Source organism: Moorena producens 3L, from assembly GCF_000211815.1.
Lineage (GTDB): Bacteria > Cyanobacteriota > Cyanobacteriia > Cyanobacteriales > Coleofasciculaceae > Moorena > Moorena producens.
Genome location: NZ_GL890834.1, coordinates 1 through 17,139 on the forward strand (window position 1 = coordinate 1; position 17,139 = coordinate 17,139).

The following is a 17,139-nucleotide window of genomic DNA, read 5'->3' on the forward strand; positions in this document are numbered from 1 at the left end:
CAGCAGCGTCTGGCTCTGCCAGTAAGCGTGGCCCACGGCCTTAGCTCCCATTAACCGGCGTAAGTACCTCACCCAATTGAGAACTGCTATATGCGATCGCATTTCAAGAGCCCATGATTGGACAGCAGCAAAGGGTGGCAAGGATCATGCCTACCCTTTTGATTCCCCCTACAATTGATTACTCCTGCAACAGAGTCTTAGACACAATTCTGGTTTTCTTACGATCAGCTTCTGAGAGGTCTTCCCCAGTTTGCAAAATCGTAGCATTAGTTTGCAGTACCGTTGCGGCTCCTTTATCCCCCATCTGGATAGCAGTTTTTGCCGCAGTTTGTAACATGGTGGCAGCCCCGACGCGATCGCCCTGCTGTAATTTCGTTTCCGCAATTTGAGTCTGACGATATTTAGCTAAAGCTAGAATATGCTTCTGTACCTCAGGATTGGGAACTGGTTGATAAGCCTCCTGGAAATTTGCCTGGACTGGCACGATTTCCGAGAGTAACTCTTGGGCACCACTGGATGGATCATCATATTTGACTTGTACATGGGCAATGGTTTGACGACCCTCTGGCATTTTCCCAACATACAAGTTAGCGAGAATCACCCGTTGTGAATCAGTCATCAAATCTCCCAAACGTACCATAAAGCGATCGCCTTCTGATTGTGCTGGGAGTTCAATCGCATCTGGTTCTACTTGGGCGATGGGTTTGAGTTCTGCTAACCGCACTTTTGGCATTAAATCCAACAACAGATAAGCATTAGTTAAGCCAACAGACTGCATGCGGTTGAACAAACGTGCAAACTCACTCAGGGCTTGCTCTGGTTCTTCAATGTAAGACAAGCTACCAGTAGCAATATCCGCAATTTTTTCCAAAATATCTTGGTTCCAGTTGGCACCGAATCCCAGACTGTTGATAGTCAAGTTATTTTCAGCAGCCAGTTCAGCTAATTTTATGCAGCTTTCATTGTTTCCATGTTCGTTTTCCCCATCAGTGAGGAGAAACACCTGAGATACCGTGTCTTGTTTAGCTTTAATTAATTCTTTAACCCCTAGCTTTAGACCTTCATCAATGGCAGTACCCCCATCAGCCCCAAGTCGGTTAATCTTTCGTTTGATTTGGTCTAGGTTGCCCATCGGTTGATTGCGAACCAGCACTTTCGCTCTGTGGTCAAAGGCCACAATCGAGAGGCGGTCATCCGGTTGCAGGCGCTCAATTAACCCTACTGCTGCTTGCTTGACAGTTTCCAGAGGCTGTCCATGCATGGAGCCACTGTGGTCGAGTACCAGACACAAATTCAACGGTACATTTCGACTGGAGGAAGCAGCGATCGCAGAAATCGCCATGGATAACTGACGCTGACTACTCGGTTGATTAGCATCAATATTAGTATCGTTAAGGGCTGGGTGCAAACCAACTTTCATTTTAGATAGCTCCTCAGGCAGCAAGGGTAATTGATAATGGGTGTAGGGGCATCAGCCAACATGGGTCGAGCCATTGAGCTGCTTACAATAACCCCATATAAGGCAGTTTTCCCCCATGTTACAGTTTTTACCTTTCGGGGGCTAACCGGCACGAATAAAATCACGAAGAAAGTATGGCAAGCTACACTGGTTAAAGATAGTGCCATTATTGCAGCCCCAAATATCATGAAACGACCCATCCAGGCTGTTCAATCTACCTATTATGGTAGACCTGCCTACCGCACACCGCCACCAGACTTACCCTCGCTGTTGTTAAGTGAGCGGATTGTATATTTGGGTATGCCCTTGGTGAGTGCGGTAACAGAATTAATTATTGCCGAACTGTTGTATTTACAGTACGACGACCCAGACAAGCCAATTAAAATTTACATCAATTCCACCGGCACATCCCGTTACGATGGCCAACCTGTGGGTTTTGAAACCGAAGCTTTTGCCATCTGTGACACCATAAATTACATCAAGCCCCCTATCCACACTATTTGTATTGGTTCAGCCCTCGGGATGGCAGCCATGCTCCTCTCCGCAGGAACCAAAGGCTGTCGGGCAAGTTTACCCAATGCCACTATTGTCCTACATCAGCCCAGGAGTTATGCCCAGGGTCAAGCGACGGATATCCAAATTCGTGCTCAAGAAGTTCTGACCAATAAGAAGACGATGCTCGATATCCTGTCTCGCAATAGCGGTCAAGACCAAGAAAAAATTGCCAAAGATATGGATCGCTTCCTTTACATGACACCTCACCAAGCCCAAGAGTATGGTCTGATCGACAGGGTGCTAGAACCTCAAGAGCTTGATACTCCGATTCCTGCTGGTATTACTTAGGTCGTAAGCTATCAGCAATCAGCAATCAGCAATCAGCAATCAGCTTATTCGGATCAGTAAAACCAGCAGGGATTTTCAACCAGCCGTATAAGTGCACCCGATGCTTGTTTACTACCTCCCGTTGATTAGCATGATAGCTGACGGCTCACGGCTGATAGCTGAATGCTTACATAAATTGATCAATCTTTACATGCCCTTTTCCACAATCTAGTACTAACTCGGAGCAAATTATGCCAATTGGTGTGCCCAAAGTTCCCTACCAGATGCCAGGAAGTCAGTATACTGAGTGGATTGACATCTACAACCGTCTCTACCGGGAACGGATTATTTTTCTAGGCAAAGAGGTGGATGACGAAATCACCAACCAGATCATTGCGGTAATGCTATATCTCGACTCTGAAGATAATAGCAAAGATATTATCCTCTACATAAACTCTCCTGGTGGTTCAGTCACCGCAGGCATGGCAATATACGATACCATGCAGCATATCAAATCCGATGTAGTAACCGTTTGTGTTGGTCTAGCTGCCTCTATGGGGTCGTTCCTGCTAGCTGCAGGTAAAAAAGGAAAACGAATAGCTTTGCCTCACTCCAGGATTATGATTCACCAACCCTCTGGGGGAACCCGTGGACAAGCTACGGATATTGAGATTGAAGCTAGGGAAATTTTGCGGATCCGCCATCAACTCAATGAAATCTACGCCCAAAATACCGGTCAATCCCTAGAGAAAATCGAAAAAGACATGGATCGGGACTTTTTCATGTCAGCGGATGAAGCCAAGGAGTATGGCTTGATTGACCAAGTCATTGATCAGAGAGCACCCTAGACTGTTGCTCTGGTAAATTTGATCAGGACTTACGCCGCCAAGCCGGTTATTAACGGTAATTACACTTTGATTTATCATCAAAAACCGGGTTGTAACCGTCTTGGTGCGTAAGGGCTGTTTGATGATCTGGTGATGAAGTAGTATAAAGGGAAAAGTAGTAACATTATTCAGCAGGGTACTCTATATATAAAAAGCAGATAAGTCTGTCTAAACGCTTATTGATTACTTATCCCATTGATGAATCTGGCTGATTGTTATCGCTTATTGGGTGTAGGTCCAGGAGCGAAGCAGGTTGAAGTAAAGGAGTCTTATCGGCGTCTGGCACGTCGGTATCATCCTGATATTAACCCTGGAGACAAGCTTGCCCAAGAAAAGTTTATTCGGTTTACGGAGGCTTATAAGCTTCTCCTCACTGCTATTGATGAGTCTGACCGTGAACCAGTCTTAACCTCCGCCACTAGCTTTGGTAATCACAGTAATCAGCCTGGGGACTCACCTCCGCCAACCTCAACTTGGGTCACGCCTAAGCCACCATCCGTTGAGTCCAATCAACCCCTCTCAGCAGTTGAACAACAGCTGAAGTGGGATTCCTATCATCAACTCCAGCAATTGCTTCGGGAGCGACGGTTGATGAGAGCGATCGCATTAGTAGAAGCCTTGGCTCAAAGAATGCCCCAAGACCCAGAAGTGCGTCAGTGGCAAGCGATCGCTTATCAAAGTTGCGCAAGACATTTGGTTAAACAGCACAAGCTGGATAAAGCTAGAAATTATCTCAAAAAAGCCCTCAAGACTGACCCCTACAATAAGTCTCTCTCGGCTGAGATAGAACAGGATTTTCGTTTGATCGAGCAGATGATATAACGCTACGCGCAAATCAGAAAAGTGAAATGGTTTTCTAATAAATATCTTTAGAGTTAGCATTCAAGTAAGGACGCTTGATATCAATTCCAAGCAAAGAAAAGTTGTGGAGGATAAAATTCATCCGACCTTCTGCAGAGTCGTGACCTTGTAGCCAAGCTTCTAGTAACGCATTAGCAACAATTTGGCAGCGATTCATCCCAAAATCTTCTTTAGGCGTAAATTTATAATCAGGTTCTTCTGATAGAGCCAGTCCTGGTAACAGCTGCTTCGTAAACAGAGGCACCCCTTCCATAAAATAGGCTTTGTGTTGAGTATAAACAGTCTTAAGGATGGGTTTAACTGTTTTATAATTGCCCTTTTCAAAGCACAGAACCCCTGAATCATAACGCCCGTAGTCAGAAGGATTGTATAGCACCTTAAACGTGAACGGAATTTTGACTCGGTTCAATCCCTCAGTGATAGCTTTCATAACAGCAACTGCACCTTCAGGACTCAGATTAAAATAGACATTTACTGTCTGGTGTTCACCATCTGAATGGCAAGGATTAACTCGACCAGCATTCCCAACCGCTACATAGAATCCGTTTTGCACTAAATTAGGGGGCATCCGGATTGCCACTAAGCTCCCTATAGTAGCAGCCCTATCAATCGGTTGTAAGTGGAAATCACGCCTAATGTGCAGAATTAGACCCTTCTTTTCCACAGCCAGACTACCATCACTTTCCTGCCTTAGCACTAACCACCCTGGATCAAAGTAGCCTTGAGAGTGATTACTTTCGCACAATCGCTGGCAAAACTCTAGGTTAAGCCCCCTTACCGTATTGTTCTCCAAATCATCGTCAAGTGCCCAACCATTTGAATTGTGATCCGCTGGAAGAGTAGTTTGATAAGAGCCGTGGTAGTAGATACGGTAGAGAAACGTTCGTAGTTGCAGGCTTAGATAGGTATTCTGGATCTTTAAGGGTAGTTGCTGAAAACGAGCTACCACTTCATCAGGAAGTTCCAGGGGTTTGTACTCTGGATGAGTAATATAGAAATTAGATTCAATCTGAACATTGTTAAGAATGTCATAAAAAACATCAAGCAATCCAGGTATAGAAGAATCGAGTCGTTGATTTCGTAGAGTATCCAGTAATTGCATAATCAAGACCAATAGACTTAGGCAGGAATACGGCTAGGAAAAGTGAGTTCAGATTCTGTGATGCCAAAAACAATCGAGATTGATTGCTCTGGATGGCATAACAAGGTCTTAGCAACCTGAAGCATACAGATACCTGTGTTGTCAAAGGGTTTGAGGTGATTGATCTTTAAATGAATTTTGCGAATCAAGACAAACCCAGCAAATTGCATCGCTCGTCTCAAAAAATTCTGACGTCGCTCAATAATTTCTGGAAAGTGAGCCAAATAAGCTTGAGTTAGAGTAACAAGGCTAGGTTGAATTACCTCAAGGGGAGTTGTGGCTAGACGCAAAGCAGTTTCAACATCGATTGCTGTACTGATCACCAAGCTACTCAGCCAAATTTGTAGATAGCTGGCGATAATGGTTCCTAAATCTAAGCTCGGATCTCCCCAAGTGAATTTCTCCCAATCAATTACTCTAACCATGCTTGTCGCTTCTGGCTTGTTTGTAGAGAGGCATTGCTCCCAATCAAGGTGCAGTAATATGTTTTTCAGTTTTAGGTCATTGTGGATCAAACAGCAAGGCTCCCAAACTTGGTTAAGTTCTGCGATCGCTTTCCCTAAACTCTCGTAGCGCTGATAAAGTCTAAAAAATTCAAGAGAATCTTCACAATAGACCCCAAAAACTTCTGGTTCAATTCGTTCTAACCTTTCAAGAAAGTCAACCTCTTCATCAATCGGTAGCTGTTTAGCATTAGAGTTCAAGAAGTCTTTATATTCCTGACAGTCTAGAGTCGTGCGATGGATTGTGGCTATAGTAGCTCCGATCTGGCTAGCGATATCAATAGGAAAAACCTGATCTTTACTATAAAAATACGCTAAATCAGAATAGTCATTAAGATAGTTAAAAACCAGAATTGAGCGAATTAAATCAAAATGAATCGCCTCGGAGATTAGTGGGCGAATAGAGCTTAGATCTGGAAACTCTTGTAAAAACTCATAAAAAAGCCATTCGTACCAAAAATCACCATTAGTTTTCCCTTCATGATCGTGACGCTCTTGCTTAATCAGAAAATAGCGATCCTCTGTGAAACTCACGAGCAAATTAAAGTTTTTGCCGGATTTTGCTTCAATCTGGAGCAGAGATTGCTGATTTTGCTCACAAATACCCTCTTCGATTAGATACTGAAAAATGTTTTTAGAGCTTAACAAAAAAGTCATTAAAAACTACGGATTGCAACTAATGGTTGATAAATTAACCCAGGATAACGCTAGTCATATGAGATGGGAATTGGGAAGAAGCGAATGGGCAATGTTAAAGAAATTATCCATTACTCATTCCCTAATCAGGATGTATTGGTAGCAAGTAAAAGCGTGAATTGGTATTAACTAGAGCTACCACCACGCTTCTGAAAGAATCCTGGAATTATGAAGATAAATTTGTTGAAAATGTTAACGTTTTGGTTAACGACTGCAGTACCACCCTTCTTAGGGATCGCGATCCCTTCCAAGTTCACGTCATTACTAATGATAATAGGCTGGCCATTGCCGAAAAAGTCATTAAAGTCTTTGATGTTAGCGGGGCGGCGTTTGCGGCGGCGTCCGCTACTGTCGTCACCTCCTTCAATCTTGTTGAGCTGATCTTCCGACACATCTGTCATGAAGTCCAAATCTTTGATAGAATCGATGAAGCTTTCCGAAGTTGAAAACAGAGCCGAACCAGCAGGACGCTGATTATAAATTTCCATCTCATCCATATTGAGTACTCTCCCTTTTCAAAAGGTTTAATTTGGGTGAAATTAGCTCTAGAGAATCGATCCAGTAATGACGATTATGGGTAGGCATTAAACATCAGGGCAATCATATATATATCGCCCAAAGTTTAGTTATTCGTTCCGCAGCCAGTAAAGCAGTTTCCCTTCCCAGTTAGGAAGAGTTTTGTTCCTAAACCCTAGAGGTTTGGTGAAGGGTAAAGTAGACTTTGCCAATCCAGAGTAAAATCCTTCACCTATTCTTACTCGATTAACTCTCTAGTGCCAAATTTATTGATGTAATGATTGGTTGTTGAAACCAACCTAGTTGTATTTAATTTAAGATAACTATATAAATTCCTGCTGTCTCGCCATTGTGGCGCAAAGGTTTTTTGAAGGTTAACCGGTTGAAGGTTAACCGGTTGTTCGCCAAAGGCGTTCCCGTAGGGTAGGTTAACAAGTTGAAGGTTAACCGGTTGAAAGTTAACAAGTTGAAAGTTAACAAGTTGAAAGTTAACCGGTTGAAGGTTCTTCACTGTTGAAGGTTCTTCACTGTTGAAGGTTAACCGGTTGAAAGTTAACCGGTTGTTTGCCCTGGGCATCCCTTGTAGGGTAGGTTGAAAGTTATTTACTGTTGAGGGAACAGGGAACATGGAACAGAGGGTTAACAACTTGAAGATTAGAACCTGCAACCTGCAACCTGCAACCTGCAACCTTAAACCTTCAACCTGCAACCTTCAACCTGCAACCTCCAACCTGCAACCTTCAACAACCTGCAACCTTCAACCTGCAACCTCCAACCTGCAACCTTCAACAACCTTCAACAACCTTCAGCAACCTGCAACCTTCAACAACCTTCAACCTTCAACCTTCAACCTTCAACAACCTCCAACCTTCAACAACCTCCAACCTTCAACCTTCAACCTTCAACCTTCAACAACCTTAAACCTTCAACCTTCAACAACCTTAAACCTTCAACCTTCAACAACCTTGGCCAAAAGGCCACGCTACGCGAACAACCTTGGCCAAAAGGCCACGCTACGCGAACAACCTTCAACAACCTTAAACCCAAATAACCTTAAATCTTGCAAGTTAAACCACCAGTCTTTTGGCTAAAGCGTAGGTTTTCGCCATAGTCCACCGGACAATCAATCACCGTAGGCACATCTTGAGCTAATGCTTCTTGTAGGGTAGGAATCAACTCATCCACTGAATTGACACGATAGCCTTTTAGTCCCATACTTTCAGCAAATTTGACAAAATCTGGATTGCCAAAATTCACAAAAGCCGACTCACCAAAGTGATTTTGTTGCTTCCAATCAATCAAGCCATAGCCACCATCATTGAAAATCAGTGTCACAAAGGCAGTCTCTACTCTTAGTGCTGTTTCAAGTTCCTGGCAATTCATCATAAAGCCCCCATCACCAGTCACTGCCACGATATTCCGATCTGGGTAAACCAGCTTAGCCGCTACTGCTCCTGGCAAAGCAATCCCCATGGCTGCGAAACCATTAGAAATGATACAGGTATTGGGACAATCACAATGGTACTGACGAGCCATCCACATCTTGTGAGCTCCTACATCAGAGATCACAATATCTTCTGGTTCCATGACCTGGCGTAGGTCATAGATCAGTTTTTGCGGCTTGATCGGAAAGCCTTCATCATTAGCATACTGTTCGTAGTCCTCTCGGATTTCCGACCGCAGTTCAGCAGCGGATGGTATCGGTTTACCTTCCCGGTCTCCCTGCTTCATAATTTCCTTGAGAGAGTCAGAAATATCCCCCACTACCTCCACTAAAGGAATGTAGCTTTTATCAATTTCTGCTGGACTGGCACCGATATGAATAATGGGAATCTTGCCCTCTGGATTCCACTTTTTCGGAGAATATTCAATCAAATCATATCCCACCGCAATCACCAAATCCGATTGCTCAAAAGCACAGGTGATGTGGTCCCGTTGTTGTAATCCCAGGGTCCACAAGGCCAGGGGATGAGTATAAGGAATACACCCTTTACCCATGAAGCTATTGACCACTGGAATATTCATCCGGGTGGCAAATTGGGTTAGGGCTTCAGCAGCATTAGCACGAATTGCGCCATTACCCGCCAAGATTAGGGGATTTTTCGCCTTAGAAATTGCCACAGCTGCCTTACCCAAACTACGGAAAGACGCAAAGGTTTTTTCCCGACCATCTTTGCCTAGGGGTTGGCTATTGACTGGCATGGCCGCAATGTTTTCTGGCAAATCTATGTGTACCGCTCCTGGTTTTTCGGTCTGAGCGAGTTTAAACGCTTTACGGACAATTTCTGCGGTCGTATCAGGGCGGACAATTTGCCGGTTCCACTTAGTCACTGGAGCAAACATTGCCACCAAATCCAAGTACTGGTGGGACTCAATATGCATCCGGTCTGTTCCCACCTGACCAGTTATCGCTACTAGAGGTGCTCCATCCAAATTGGCATCAGCAACCCCAGTCATTAAGTTAGTTGCCCCTGGACCAAGGGTAGACAGGCAAACTCCAGCCTTTCCTGTCAGCCGTCCGTAAACGTCTGCCATAAAGGCTGCTCCCTGTTCATGACGAGTGGTAATAAATTGAATTGAAGAATGTCTAAGAGCTTCTAGAACATGGAGATTTTCTTCTCCAGGTAGTCCAAAAACGTACTCGACTCCTTCGTTTTCTAAGCAATTTACCAATAGTTCAGCGGTATTCATGTCACCCATATCTAATCATCCCTGGTATATATAGTTTTGGTATCAAAATAATCTTTGATTGTAAAAATTCCTGTTTAGATTTCTTTTGAGATTCCTTTTTAGCTTTTTCTATTAGCCTTCGTCCATATTTGTTATTAGTTCATGACAAGCGATGCAGAGGTGCGACCCGTGGCGAATTTAATTCGCCAACGGAAAGCGCACCTAAGCGGTCTTGGGGGTTTCCCCCATGAGCGACTGCATCAAGACAAGGATTTAGCATTTGAGATCCGGTGCATCCCAATTTTTCAGAAGTCAGTAGGGATCGAGCAATGTTAAAGCAGCCTTTGATAAGCTTTTGATAACTATCAAAGAACGGGAATACTGAGTTGTATAGCCATTCTGGCTTCTATCCGGGGAACTTTAATAAAAGTTAACAGTCAAAAATTGATGTAAAAAAGTTAAAAATGTTACATAAAAACTTCCTATTTTCCCCTTCACCAGCACCACAGGGACGGATACACAGATAGCCTCACCAACAAGGTTAATTTTAAGAATAGTGCTGAGTCCTGAGTCAGAAAATCCGTCAGTAGTAACTATCACTGTTCAGGATTCAAATAGAATTGCTATAGGCTAATGGTTTTAGGCTAATGGTATTAGGCTAATGGTTGTAAGCATTCAGCAGTCAGCCGTCAGCTGTCAGCTTATTTTATTCAAAAGTACCTCAACTAGTGTGGCACAGGCTTCGACGCTGGGACTTGACCCATAAGCACGGCTGATAGCACCTCAAGTAGCACCATCTGTAGCGCATAGACTGTTCGCGTAGCGTGGCCGTAGGCCTTTAGCTGTTCGCGTAGCGTGGCCGTAGGCCTTTAGCTGATAGCTGAATGCTTACTAATGGTTTTAGCCTAATACCTAGGATTTTTACTTCACCCAAACAGTTTTGATGTTTACGAACTCATGTATCCCTTGAATGCTTAGTTCTCGCCCATAGCCAGAACGTTTGATGCCACCGAAGGGTAAACGGGGGTCGGATTTGACTAAGCCATTGATAAACACTGCTCCAGCTTCAAGTTCATCAATCAGCCTGGGGATTTGCTCCTCATTGGTTGTCCAGGCACTAGCTCCTAATCCAAATACTGTGGAATTGGCAAGCTTAATAGCAGCATCAATATCCGGAACTCTAAACAATAGGGCAACAGGGCCAAAAAATTCTTCGTTATCAGCTGGAGTGCCTGGTGGGAAGTCAGTTAGAATTGTGGGGGGGTAGAAGTTACCAGCGCGATCGCTTAAAGGATGGCCACCGATAAGAACCTTTGCCCCTTGTTCAATGCAGGCTTGTACCTGTTGGTCTAAGTCTCTAAGAATACCAGGGGTTGCCAATGGGCCAATATCGGTATCTTCCGCCATGGGATCTCCCACTTTCAAGGCTTGGAATTTGTCCAGTAGGCGTTGCTGAAAGTCCTCGGCTACTGCGTCCACCACAATAAACCGTTTCGCTGCAATACATGATTGACCGTTATTGAGCATCCTAGCAGTCACACCCGTGGTAGCTGCTGCTTCTAAATCGGCACTTTCTAGGACAATAAACGGGTCACTTCCCCCTAGTTCCAGGACAGTTTTCTTGATTTGTGTCCCAGCCGCTGCGGCTAAAGCTGCTCCTGCTAGCTCACTACCAGTTAGGGTGGCAGCTTTGACCCGTGGATCCTGAATTACTGCCTCTACTTGGTCAGCACCAATCAGTAAGGTCCCAAACACCCCTTCGGGAAATCCTGCTTCAACAAAGATTTGCTCAAGGGCTAAGGCGCATTGAGGCACATTAGAGGCGTGTTTTAGCAACCCCACATTTCCCGCCATCAATGCTGGAGCAGCAAAACGGAAGACTTGCCAAAATGGAAAATTCCAGGGCATGACTGCTAGAATTACTCCTAGAGGTTGGTAGCGCACAAAGCTTTGGGTGGCATCGGTAGAGGCTGGGACATCTGCTAGGAATTCAGCTGCGTGTTCAGCGTAGTACCGACAAACCAAAGCACATTTTTGCGCTTCTGCGATCGCACTTTTGAGGGGTTTTCCCATCTCCGTGGTCATCAGCGTGCCGAATTTGACTCGATCCCGCTCTACAATCTCCGCCGCTGCGTTTAGCCACTCTGCTCTTTGCTCCATTGATGTTTGGCAGTATTGCTCAAACGCCTCTTGGGCAACTGCTAGCTTGGTCGCAATCGACGACGGACTCTCTGGCTCAAAGGTTTTGATGGTTTCCCCGGTTGCTGGGTTAACTGTAGCGATCCCCATGGCTTCCTCCTCCCCCCAATGGGGATAGTACTTCCAATTCTTTGATTATAACTAAGTATTTTCACTATGACTTATTTTTGCCAAAATGGCTTAATAGTTTGATATACTTTTAAAAATCGTCAACCCATTGCCCTATAAACTACCAGTCAAGCAAGTGTTAACCTAATATCAAGTTTTATCCTACTACCACGAAATTTATCTCACCAGTTTTTAAAACAGTTATCAACCAAATTCTAGGGATTAGAGCTTAGGGGTTAGGGATTAGACATTAGGCATTTAGGGGTTAGGGATTAGGCATTTAGGGTAATGGTGTTAGGGATTAGAGATTAGGGGTTAGGGATTAGGCATTAGGCATTAGGTAAAATACAAGCAGTTGACAGCCTCAGTGCTTGACGCGGAGCTAGGAAACTAGGTCAGACCACAAATTCTAGGTATTAGGTGTTAGGTATTAGTTACAACAGGGGCATTTGATAACCTCCTTGCTAAATAGGCTTGTCAGAACCCCCTTAGCCATTAAACCTAGTCCTAAGTAGTCGGACACAATTAAAGTTAACTGTGAGGACTTCGGAGCAGGTAGCTAAGGCCGTGGGCTACGCTTTTGGGCTTTGCCCGACGCTGCGCGAACGCGAACGGAGCAGGGAGCTTCGGAGCAGTAAGGGTTTCAGTCTAAGTAATATTTCTTAATACAGTGATCAAAATTTATGTCCGACTACTTAGAACCTTAAATTAGTAGTTTGATAATTTAGTCGATTATACTTAACTGAGATAAGAACTAATGACGAGAGCTAGATTGTGCCGTATTTAATTGCTAAATCAGAGCCGAATAACCAAGAAAGTTATAAATTGAGCAGTGGAGCCAATACCATAGGACGGGAAATAAAGAATAGTATTACCGTAATTCATAAAAGTCTTTCCCGTCATCATGCTCAGCTCACACTCACGAATGATCGGGTTATCCTAAAAGACTTAGGTAGCCTAAATCACACGTTTGTTAATGACGCCAAAATTGACCAGTGTGAGCTCAAAGACGGAGACTTAATACGTCTGGGCAGTGTAATCTTTGAATTTGTGAGTGATGATGGCAGAATCACCCCAAATATCTTGAAGGATAATGATTCCAACTTTTCGATTGTCAGCAGGTTATCCCCAGAACAAACCCGTGTCGAAATTCAGGAATTACTGCACCATGACAGTTTAACTTATAAAGGCTCAGCCCTGAAGCTGCGAGAGCAAGAGACAGGTCAACGCTCAGTAGACAAGTTAAAAATCTTATTGGAGGTGAGTAAGCAACTTTCCTCTCCCGATGAGCCTGATCACTTGTTGAGAAAAATTCTTGACCTGCTGTTCGAGATTATGAATGTAGACCGGGCAATCATCCTCATGGTTAATCAAGACACGGGAATGCTAGAGGAAAAAGCTGTCAACTCCCGAACAGGCATACCCACCCATGAGCGATTTTATAGCAAACGAATTACCAATTTCGTACACCAGAAGGGGGATGGGGTTTTAATTGCTGATGCTGCCATTGACCAACGATTCAGTAATTCCCAGTCAGTGCTCCAGCAAGAAATCCATGCCTCCATGTGTGTACCTCTAAAACCGAGAGAGGAAGTGATTGGGGTATTGTATGCGGATAATCTCTCTAGAGCCAATATTTATTCTCAAGAAGACTTGGAGTTTTTGACGGCTCTAGCTAACCAAGCTGCGATCGCAATTGACAATGCTCAACTTTACCAGAAGATGCAGGAAGAAGCAGTAATGCGGAGTAAATTTGAGCTTTTCTTTCCGGAAGCTGTGAGTAAAAAGCTCAAGGAAGAAGGCCACTTAGAAATTATAGATACCGAAGTAACCGCCCTGTTTGCCGACATCAGTAAATTTACCCAAATGTCCTCTCGGATGAAGCCACGCCAAGTGATTGAGATGCTCAATGAATACTTCCAGGTGATGGTAGAGGATATTGTGTTTAAATACGAAGGCACTTTAGAAAAATATATTGGGGATGCCTTACTGGCTGTGTGGGGAGCCCCCTATTGCCAACCGGACGATGCTGACCGAGCCGTCCAAGCTGCGATCGCAATGCAACGAGCAGTTATTCACCTAAATCAGGATTGGTTCCAGCGGCGCAATTTAGAGATTGAAATCCACATTGGACTAAATACTGGCAAAGTAGCAGCAGGTAATATCGGTTCACACAAGCTGATTCAATACGCTACTATCGGTGACACTACCAATGTTACTAGCCGCATCTGTAGTGCCGCTCAGGAGGGAGAAATTCTAATTTCCCAAAGCACCTTCGACAAGCTGAGGGATAAAACTCTACCGTTGGAAAAAATGTCCCCGGTTAAGGTTAAAGGTAAAGACCAGCCCCTGCAACTGTATCGCCTACAGTGGGATACTTAATTCCGGGGAAGCTATAAAAGTTAAAGGTTACAGGTTGAAGGTTACAGGTTGAAGGTTACAGGTTGAAGGTTACAGGTTGAAGGTTACAGGTTACAGGTTACAGGTTACAGGTTACAGGTTACAGGTGATTAAACCTTCAACCAAACAACCTTCAACCTTCAATCTTCAACCAAACAACCTTCAACCTTCAACCTTCAACCTTCAACCAAACAACTAAACAACCATCTCCTCAGGTTGGAAACCTAAAATCCAAATAGCCCTTTAAAATATCATGTGTAAAACTTGTTGTGACATGGTGGGTGCATAAATTGCCACGGCTGACCAGATAAGTAAATATAGATACCTAGCAAAAATTGACTGTTGCTAGAACTCTATTGACTTTATGCCTAAGTCCTGTACCTGCTCCTACCTTCCTCCTGTACCAGCGTGCTTCTGATGAGTCTGTGCATTAATCCCAACTGCTCAAATCCCCGCAACCCTGACAGTAAACTATTCTGTCAGAGTTGTAATTCTGAGTTGTTGCTGGAAGGGCGCTATCGAGTGATCAGTCAACTGGGAAATGGCGGTTTTGGCAAAACCTATGAAATTGTTGATCGTCAAGGCAACCCTAGAGTTCTGAAAGTTCTCATTAAGAATAGTCCCAAGTATATTGAACTATTCCAAAGAGAAGCCGAAGTCCTCGGCCGACTAGAGAATAGTGGCATTCCCAAAGTAGAACCTGATGCCTACTTCACAGTCTACCCCAGAAACAGCGACGAGCCAGTTCATTGTCTGGTGATGGAAAAGATTGAAGGATTGAATCTAAAGCAATACATCCAAAAGCGGGGTGCTCCCATTGACCAGAAAATTGCCATTCGGTGGCTGATCCAGCTAGCTACCATCTTACAGGCAGTACACAGTCATAACTTTTTCCATCGGGATATCAAGCCCTCTAACATTATGCTCAGGACAGATGGACAACTGGTGTTAATTGACTTTGGCACTGCCCGGGAAATTACAGGTACCTTTGTGACCAAAAAAGCCACTGGTATGGTAACAGGGGTAGTTTCCGCAGGGTATACACCACTAGAGCAGCTTAACGGTCAGGCAGTCCCCCAATCAGACTTTTTTGCTTTGGGGCGCACCTTTGTTTATCTACTCACTGGTCAAGACCCGAGTAAATTTTATGAATCCTATAATGATGAGTTAAGCTGGCGCGACAGTGTTCCGAATATTTTGCCACAACTGGCAGATTTCCTCGACTATCTGATGGCTCGTTTACCCAATCAGCGTCCCCAAACTGCTGAAGAAATTTATCAGCAGTTAGTAGATATTAACAATGCGTTGTATCCCACCAAGATACCTTTCCATACCAAAACTAGCCAAGCCTCCAAAGAAACAAAAAGCCATAAGTCAAGAATCAGTAATGGTTCTTCCCCAAGACGGCCAGCCAGTACAACTCAACCCTGGGTTGGTCCTACAGCACTGCCAATTTCTTCTGCCCCTAATCGGAATAGTAATTTACTAGACCCCAATTTTGTAGCTCTTTGCCAACAGGAACTCGCTGAGTTAATTGGCCCGATGGCTACCATTGTCTGCCAGCGTACTCTTGTCCAGCATCCTAACTCTTCCGCCCAAGAATTTGTAAAAGCTTTATCTCAACAAATTCCCAATCAAAAATATGCCCAAGACTTTCAACGGCGTTTAATGTCATCGGGTCAGTTATAGCGCTACGCGCAAGTCAGAAGTGAGAAGTCAGAAGTCAGAAGTAAGCTATGACTAAGTTTCGGAGATTAGGACATTCCTAATCTCAATGGGTAGTGCTATATAAGTAATACTTAGTAATCCTTCAGGCATCAGTTGAGCAAGCAATTAGTAATTTTGGATTACTAATTAGTTTCTGAATTCAGCATATTCATCGCCATTTCTAAACTAACTTTCATCCGATTCAGAGATTTGGCGAGTATACCAATTTCATCATCTGAATCATGGTCAAATTCTCCAGCCATATTGCCAGTACTAACTTCCTTAGCTAATTGAGCCATCTGCTTAAGAGGTTTGGTCACCGATACCTTTAGGAAACGATTAATCAGCAAGATTGCTACCAGGAAAAAACCAGTAATAATCCCAATCACCAATACCTGTAACTGCTTAGCAGAATTAAAGATTTTAAACGCTGGAACTGATACAATTTTGGCACCAACAATTTCATCGAACTTCCAACCAAAACCATGCTCATCACCGTAGGTAGCAATTTGGCTAGCAGGGGCGGCTTCAGGAGTACTGTGGCATCGTAAACAGCTTTTTTCAGAAACAGCGAGAGGACGGGCAACATAAAAAATTTTTCCACTAGGAAGGGAGCGAAAACCGGTTTTTTCTGTTAGCTCTGGCTGCTGTCGAAAACTCTCCACGATTTCAGTCTCGAAACTATCAGCTTTATCTCTGAGGTTAGTTGGATTAAGGGTCGCTTCTTTATAGAAAAAATCACGATATTGCTCACGTTTACGTAAATTTTCAAAAACTTCCCGAGCTGAATAAGCAGGTACTGTTTGGGGTAAAAATCTGTCTTCATTTTCTAATCGATCAGCTAATTCTGGATTCACTTGATTATTGGTATACTCCCGCACCGAACCCATGGTTTCGATCAGAATTAGGGCTTGGTCAGTTACGACTTTTTCCCCATAGCCTTCTAAAAGTTGAGACAAAACCAAGCCACCAGTCAGTACAAGTCCTATAAAAATGGATAGCAATAGTAAGTTTAGCTTGATTCCTAAATTAAGTTTTTTTAACATTAGCCATCTCCCATAGTATCATTAGTGCCACAGCTGTTTTAGTTCTTAAGGTAATTAATTATGTTTTCCCGCCGTCTATTCTTGTTGAATCTTATATTGATTTTCACAGCTTGTAACTCACCCG

16 protein-coding genes are annotated in these 17,139 nt (G+C 43.8%); 8 read left to right on the forward strand and 8 right to left on the reverse strand.

Annotated elements, in window-relative coordinates; all coding sequences use genetic code 11:
* Nucleotides 1–178 precede the first annotated feature (178 nt).
* Complete coding sequence (locus LYNGBM3L_RS06115) at nucleotides 179–1,420, reverse strand: vWA domain-containing protein (protein WP_008180349.1); 1,242 nt, start codon at nucleotides 1,418–1,420, stop codon at nucleotides 179–181.
* Between the two features lie 225 nt (nucleotides 1,421–1,645).
* Here LYNGBM3L_RS06115 and LYNGBM3L_RS06120 point away from each other — a divergent pair, with 225 nt between their 5' ends.
* The 3 genes from LYNGBM3L_RS06120 to LYNGBM3L_RS06130 all read left to right on the forward strand — a co-directional run bounded on the left by LYNGBM3L_RS06120 (nucleotide 1,646) and on the right by LYNGBM3L_RS06130 (nucleotide 3,990).
* Complete coding sequence (locus LYNGBM3L_RS06120; protein WP_044492366.1) at nucleotides 1,646–2,302, forward strand: ATP-dependent Clp protease proteolytic subunit; 657 nt, start codon at nucleotides 1,646–1,648, stop codon at nucleotides 2,300–2,302.
* Nucleotides 2,303–2,532: 230 nt separating this feature from the next.
* Entirely contained in the window at nucleotides 2,533–3,129 is a 597-nt protein-coding gene (locus LYNGBM3L_RS06125; protein WP_008180354.1) for an ATP-dependent Clp protease proteolytic subunit, read from the forward strand.
* A gap of 237 nt (nucleotides 3,130–3,366) precedes the next feature.
* Complete coding sequence (locus LYNGBM3L_RS06130; RefSeq protein WP_008180357.1) at nucleotides 3,367–3,990, forward strand: J domain-containing protein; 624 nt, start codon at nucleotides 3,367–3,369, stop codon at nucleotides 3,988–3,990.
* Nucleotides 3,991–4,024: 34 nt separating this feature from the next.
* Here LYNGBM3L_RS06130 and LYNGBM3L_RS06135 read toward each other — a convergent pair whose 3' ends face one another.
* From LYNGBM3L_RS06135 to LYNGBM3L_RS06150, 4 genes are all read right to left on the reverse strand, one after another.
* Nucleotides 4,025–5,131 (reverse strand): T3SS effector HopA1 family protein, encoded by a 1,107-nt coding sequence (locus tag LYNGBM3L_RS06135; RefSeq protein ID WP_008180360.1) that lies wholly within the window; start codon nucleotides 5,129–5,131, stop codon nucleotides 4,025–4,027.
* A 17-nt stretch (nucleotides 5,132–5,148) separates the two neighbouring features.
* Entirely contained in the window at nucleotides 5,149–6,330 is a 1,182-nt protein-coding gene (locus LYNGBM3L_RS06140; protein ID WP_008180361.1) for a phosphotransferase family protein, read from the reverse strand.
* Between the two features lie 164 nt (nucleotides 6,331–6,494).
* Entirely contained in the window at nucleotides 6,495–6,866 is a 372-nt protein-coding gene (locus LYNGBM3L_RS06145; RefSeq protein ID WP_008180363.1) for a hypothetical protein, read from the reverse strand.
* A 257-nt stretch (nucleotides 6,867–7,123) separates the two neighbouring features.
* Entirely contained in the window at nucleotides 7,124–7,513 is a 390-nt protein-coding gene (locus LYNGBM3L_RS06150; protein ID WP_044492363.1) for a hypothetical protein, read from the reverse strand.
* Between LYNGBM3L_RS06150 and LYNGBM3L_RS45440 the strand changes: the two genes are divergently transcribed.
* A complete protein-coding gene (locus tag LYNGBM3L_RS45440; RefSeq protein WP_052308410.1) occupies nucleotides 7,512–7,976 on the forward strand; it encodes a hypothetical protein in 465 nt (154 codons plus the stop codon). The genes LYNGBM3L_RS06150 and LYNGBM3L_RS45440 overlap by 2 nt on opposite strands.
* Here LYNGBM3L_RS45440 and LYNGBM3L_RS06160 read toward each other — a convergent pair.
* On the reverse strand, nucleotides 7,939–9,585 hold the full coding sequence (locus tag LYNGBM3L_RS06160; RefSeq protein WP_008180365.1) for an acetolactate synthase large subunit: 1,647 nt from the start codon (nucleotides 9,583–9,585) through the stop codon (nucleotides 7,939–7,941). The genes LYNGBM3L_RS45440 and LYNGBM3L_RS06160 overlap by 38 nt on opposite strands.
* Nucleotides 9,586–9,744: 159 nt before the next feature.
* Here LYNGBM3L_RS06160 and LYNGBM3L_RS42900 point away from each other — a divergent pair, with 159 nt between their 5' ends.
* Nucleotides 9,745–9,891: a hypothetical protein gene (locus LYNGBM3L_RS42900; protein ID WP_154659688.1), complete on the forward strand. Its 147-nt coding sequence runs from the start codon at nucleotides 9,745–9,747 to the stop codon at nucleotides 9,889–9,891.
* Nucleotides 9,892–10,476: 585 nt separating this feature from the next.
* On the opposite strand, the gene LYNGBM3L_RS06165 is transcribed toward LYNGBM3L_RS42900, so the two are convergent.
* Nucleotides 10,477–11,844 (reverse strand): NAD-dependent succinate-semialdehyde dehydrogenase, encoded by a 1,368-nt coding sequence (locus LYNGBM3L_RS06165; protein WP_008180367.1) that lies wholly within the window; start codon nucleotides 11,842–11,844, stop codon nucleotides 10,477–10,479.
* 792 nt (nucleotides 11,845–12,636) lie between these two features.
* Here LYNGBM3L_RS06165 and LYNGBM3L_RS06170 point away from each other — a divergent pair.
* The 3 genes from LYNGBM3L_RS06170 to LYNGBM3L_RS06175 all read left to right on the forward strand — a co-directional run bounded on the left by LYNGBM3L_RS06170 (nucleotide 12,637) and on the right by LYNGBM3L_RS06175 (nucleotide 15,951).
* Nucleotides 12,637–14,244, forward strand: a complete 1,608-nt coding sequence (locus tag LYNGBM3L_RS06170; RefSeq protein ID WP_008180370.1) for an adenylate/guanylate cyclase domain-containing protein — start codon at nucleotides 12,637–12,639, stop codon at nucleotides 14,242–14,244.
* Nucleotides 14,245–14,320: 76 nt separating this feature from the next.
* Nucleotides 14,321–14,461 carry a hypothetical protein gene (locus tag LYNGBM3L_RS45445; RefSeq protein ID WP_193374688.1) on the forward strand — a complete coding sequence of 47 codons (141 nt, stop codon included), beginning with the start codon at nucleotides 14,321–14,323 and terminating at the stop codon, nucleotides 14,459–14,461.
* Nucleotides 14,462–14,679: 218 nt separating this feature from the next.
* Entirely contained in the window at nucleotides 14,680–15,951 is a 1,272-nt protein-coding gene (locus LYNGBM3L_RS06175; protein WP_044492365.1) for a serine/threonine protein kinase, read from the forward strand.
* A gap of 161 nt (nucleotides 15,952–16,112) precedes the next feature.
* Here LYNGBM3L_RS06175 and LYNGBM3L_RS06180 read toward each other — a convergent pair whose 3' ends face one another.
* Nucleotides 16,113–17,015, reverse strand: coding sequence for a Tll0287-like domain-containing protein (locus tag LYNGBM3L_RS06180; RefSeq protein WP_008180375.1), 903 nt, complete (start codon nucleotides 17,013–17,015; stop codon nucleotides 16,113–16,115).
* Between the last annotated feature and the right edge of the window lie 124 nt (nucleotides 17,016–17,139).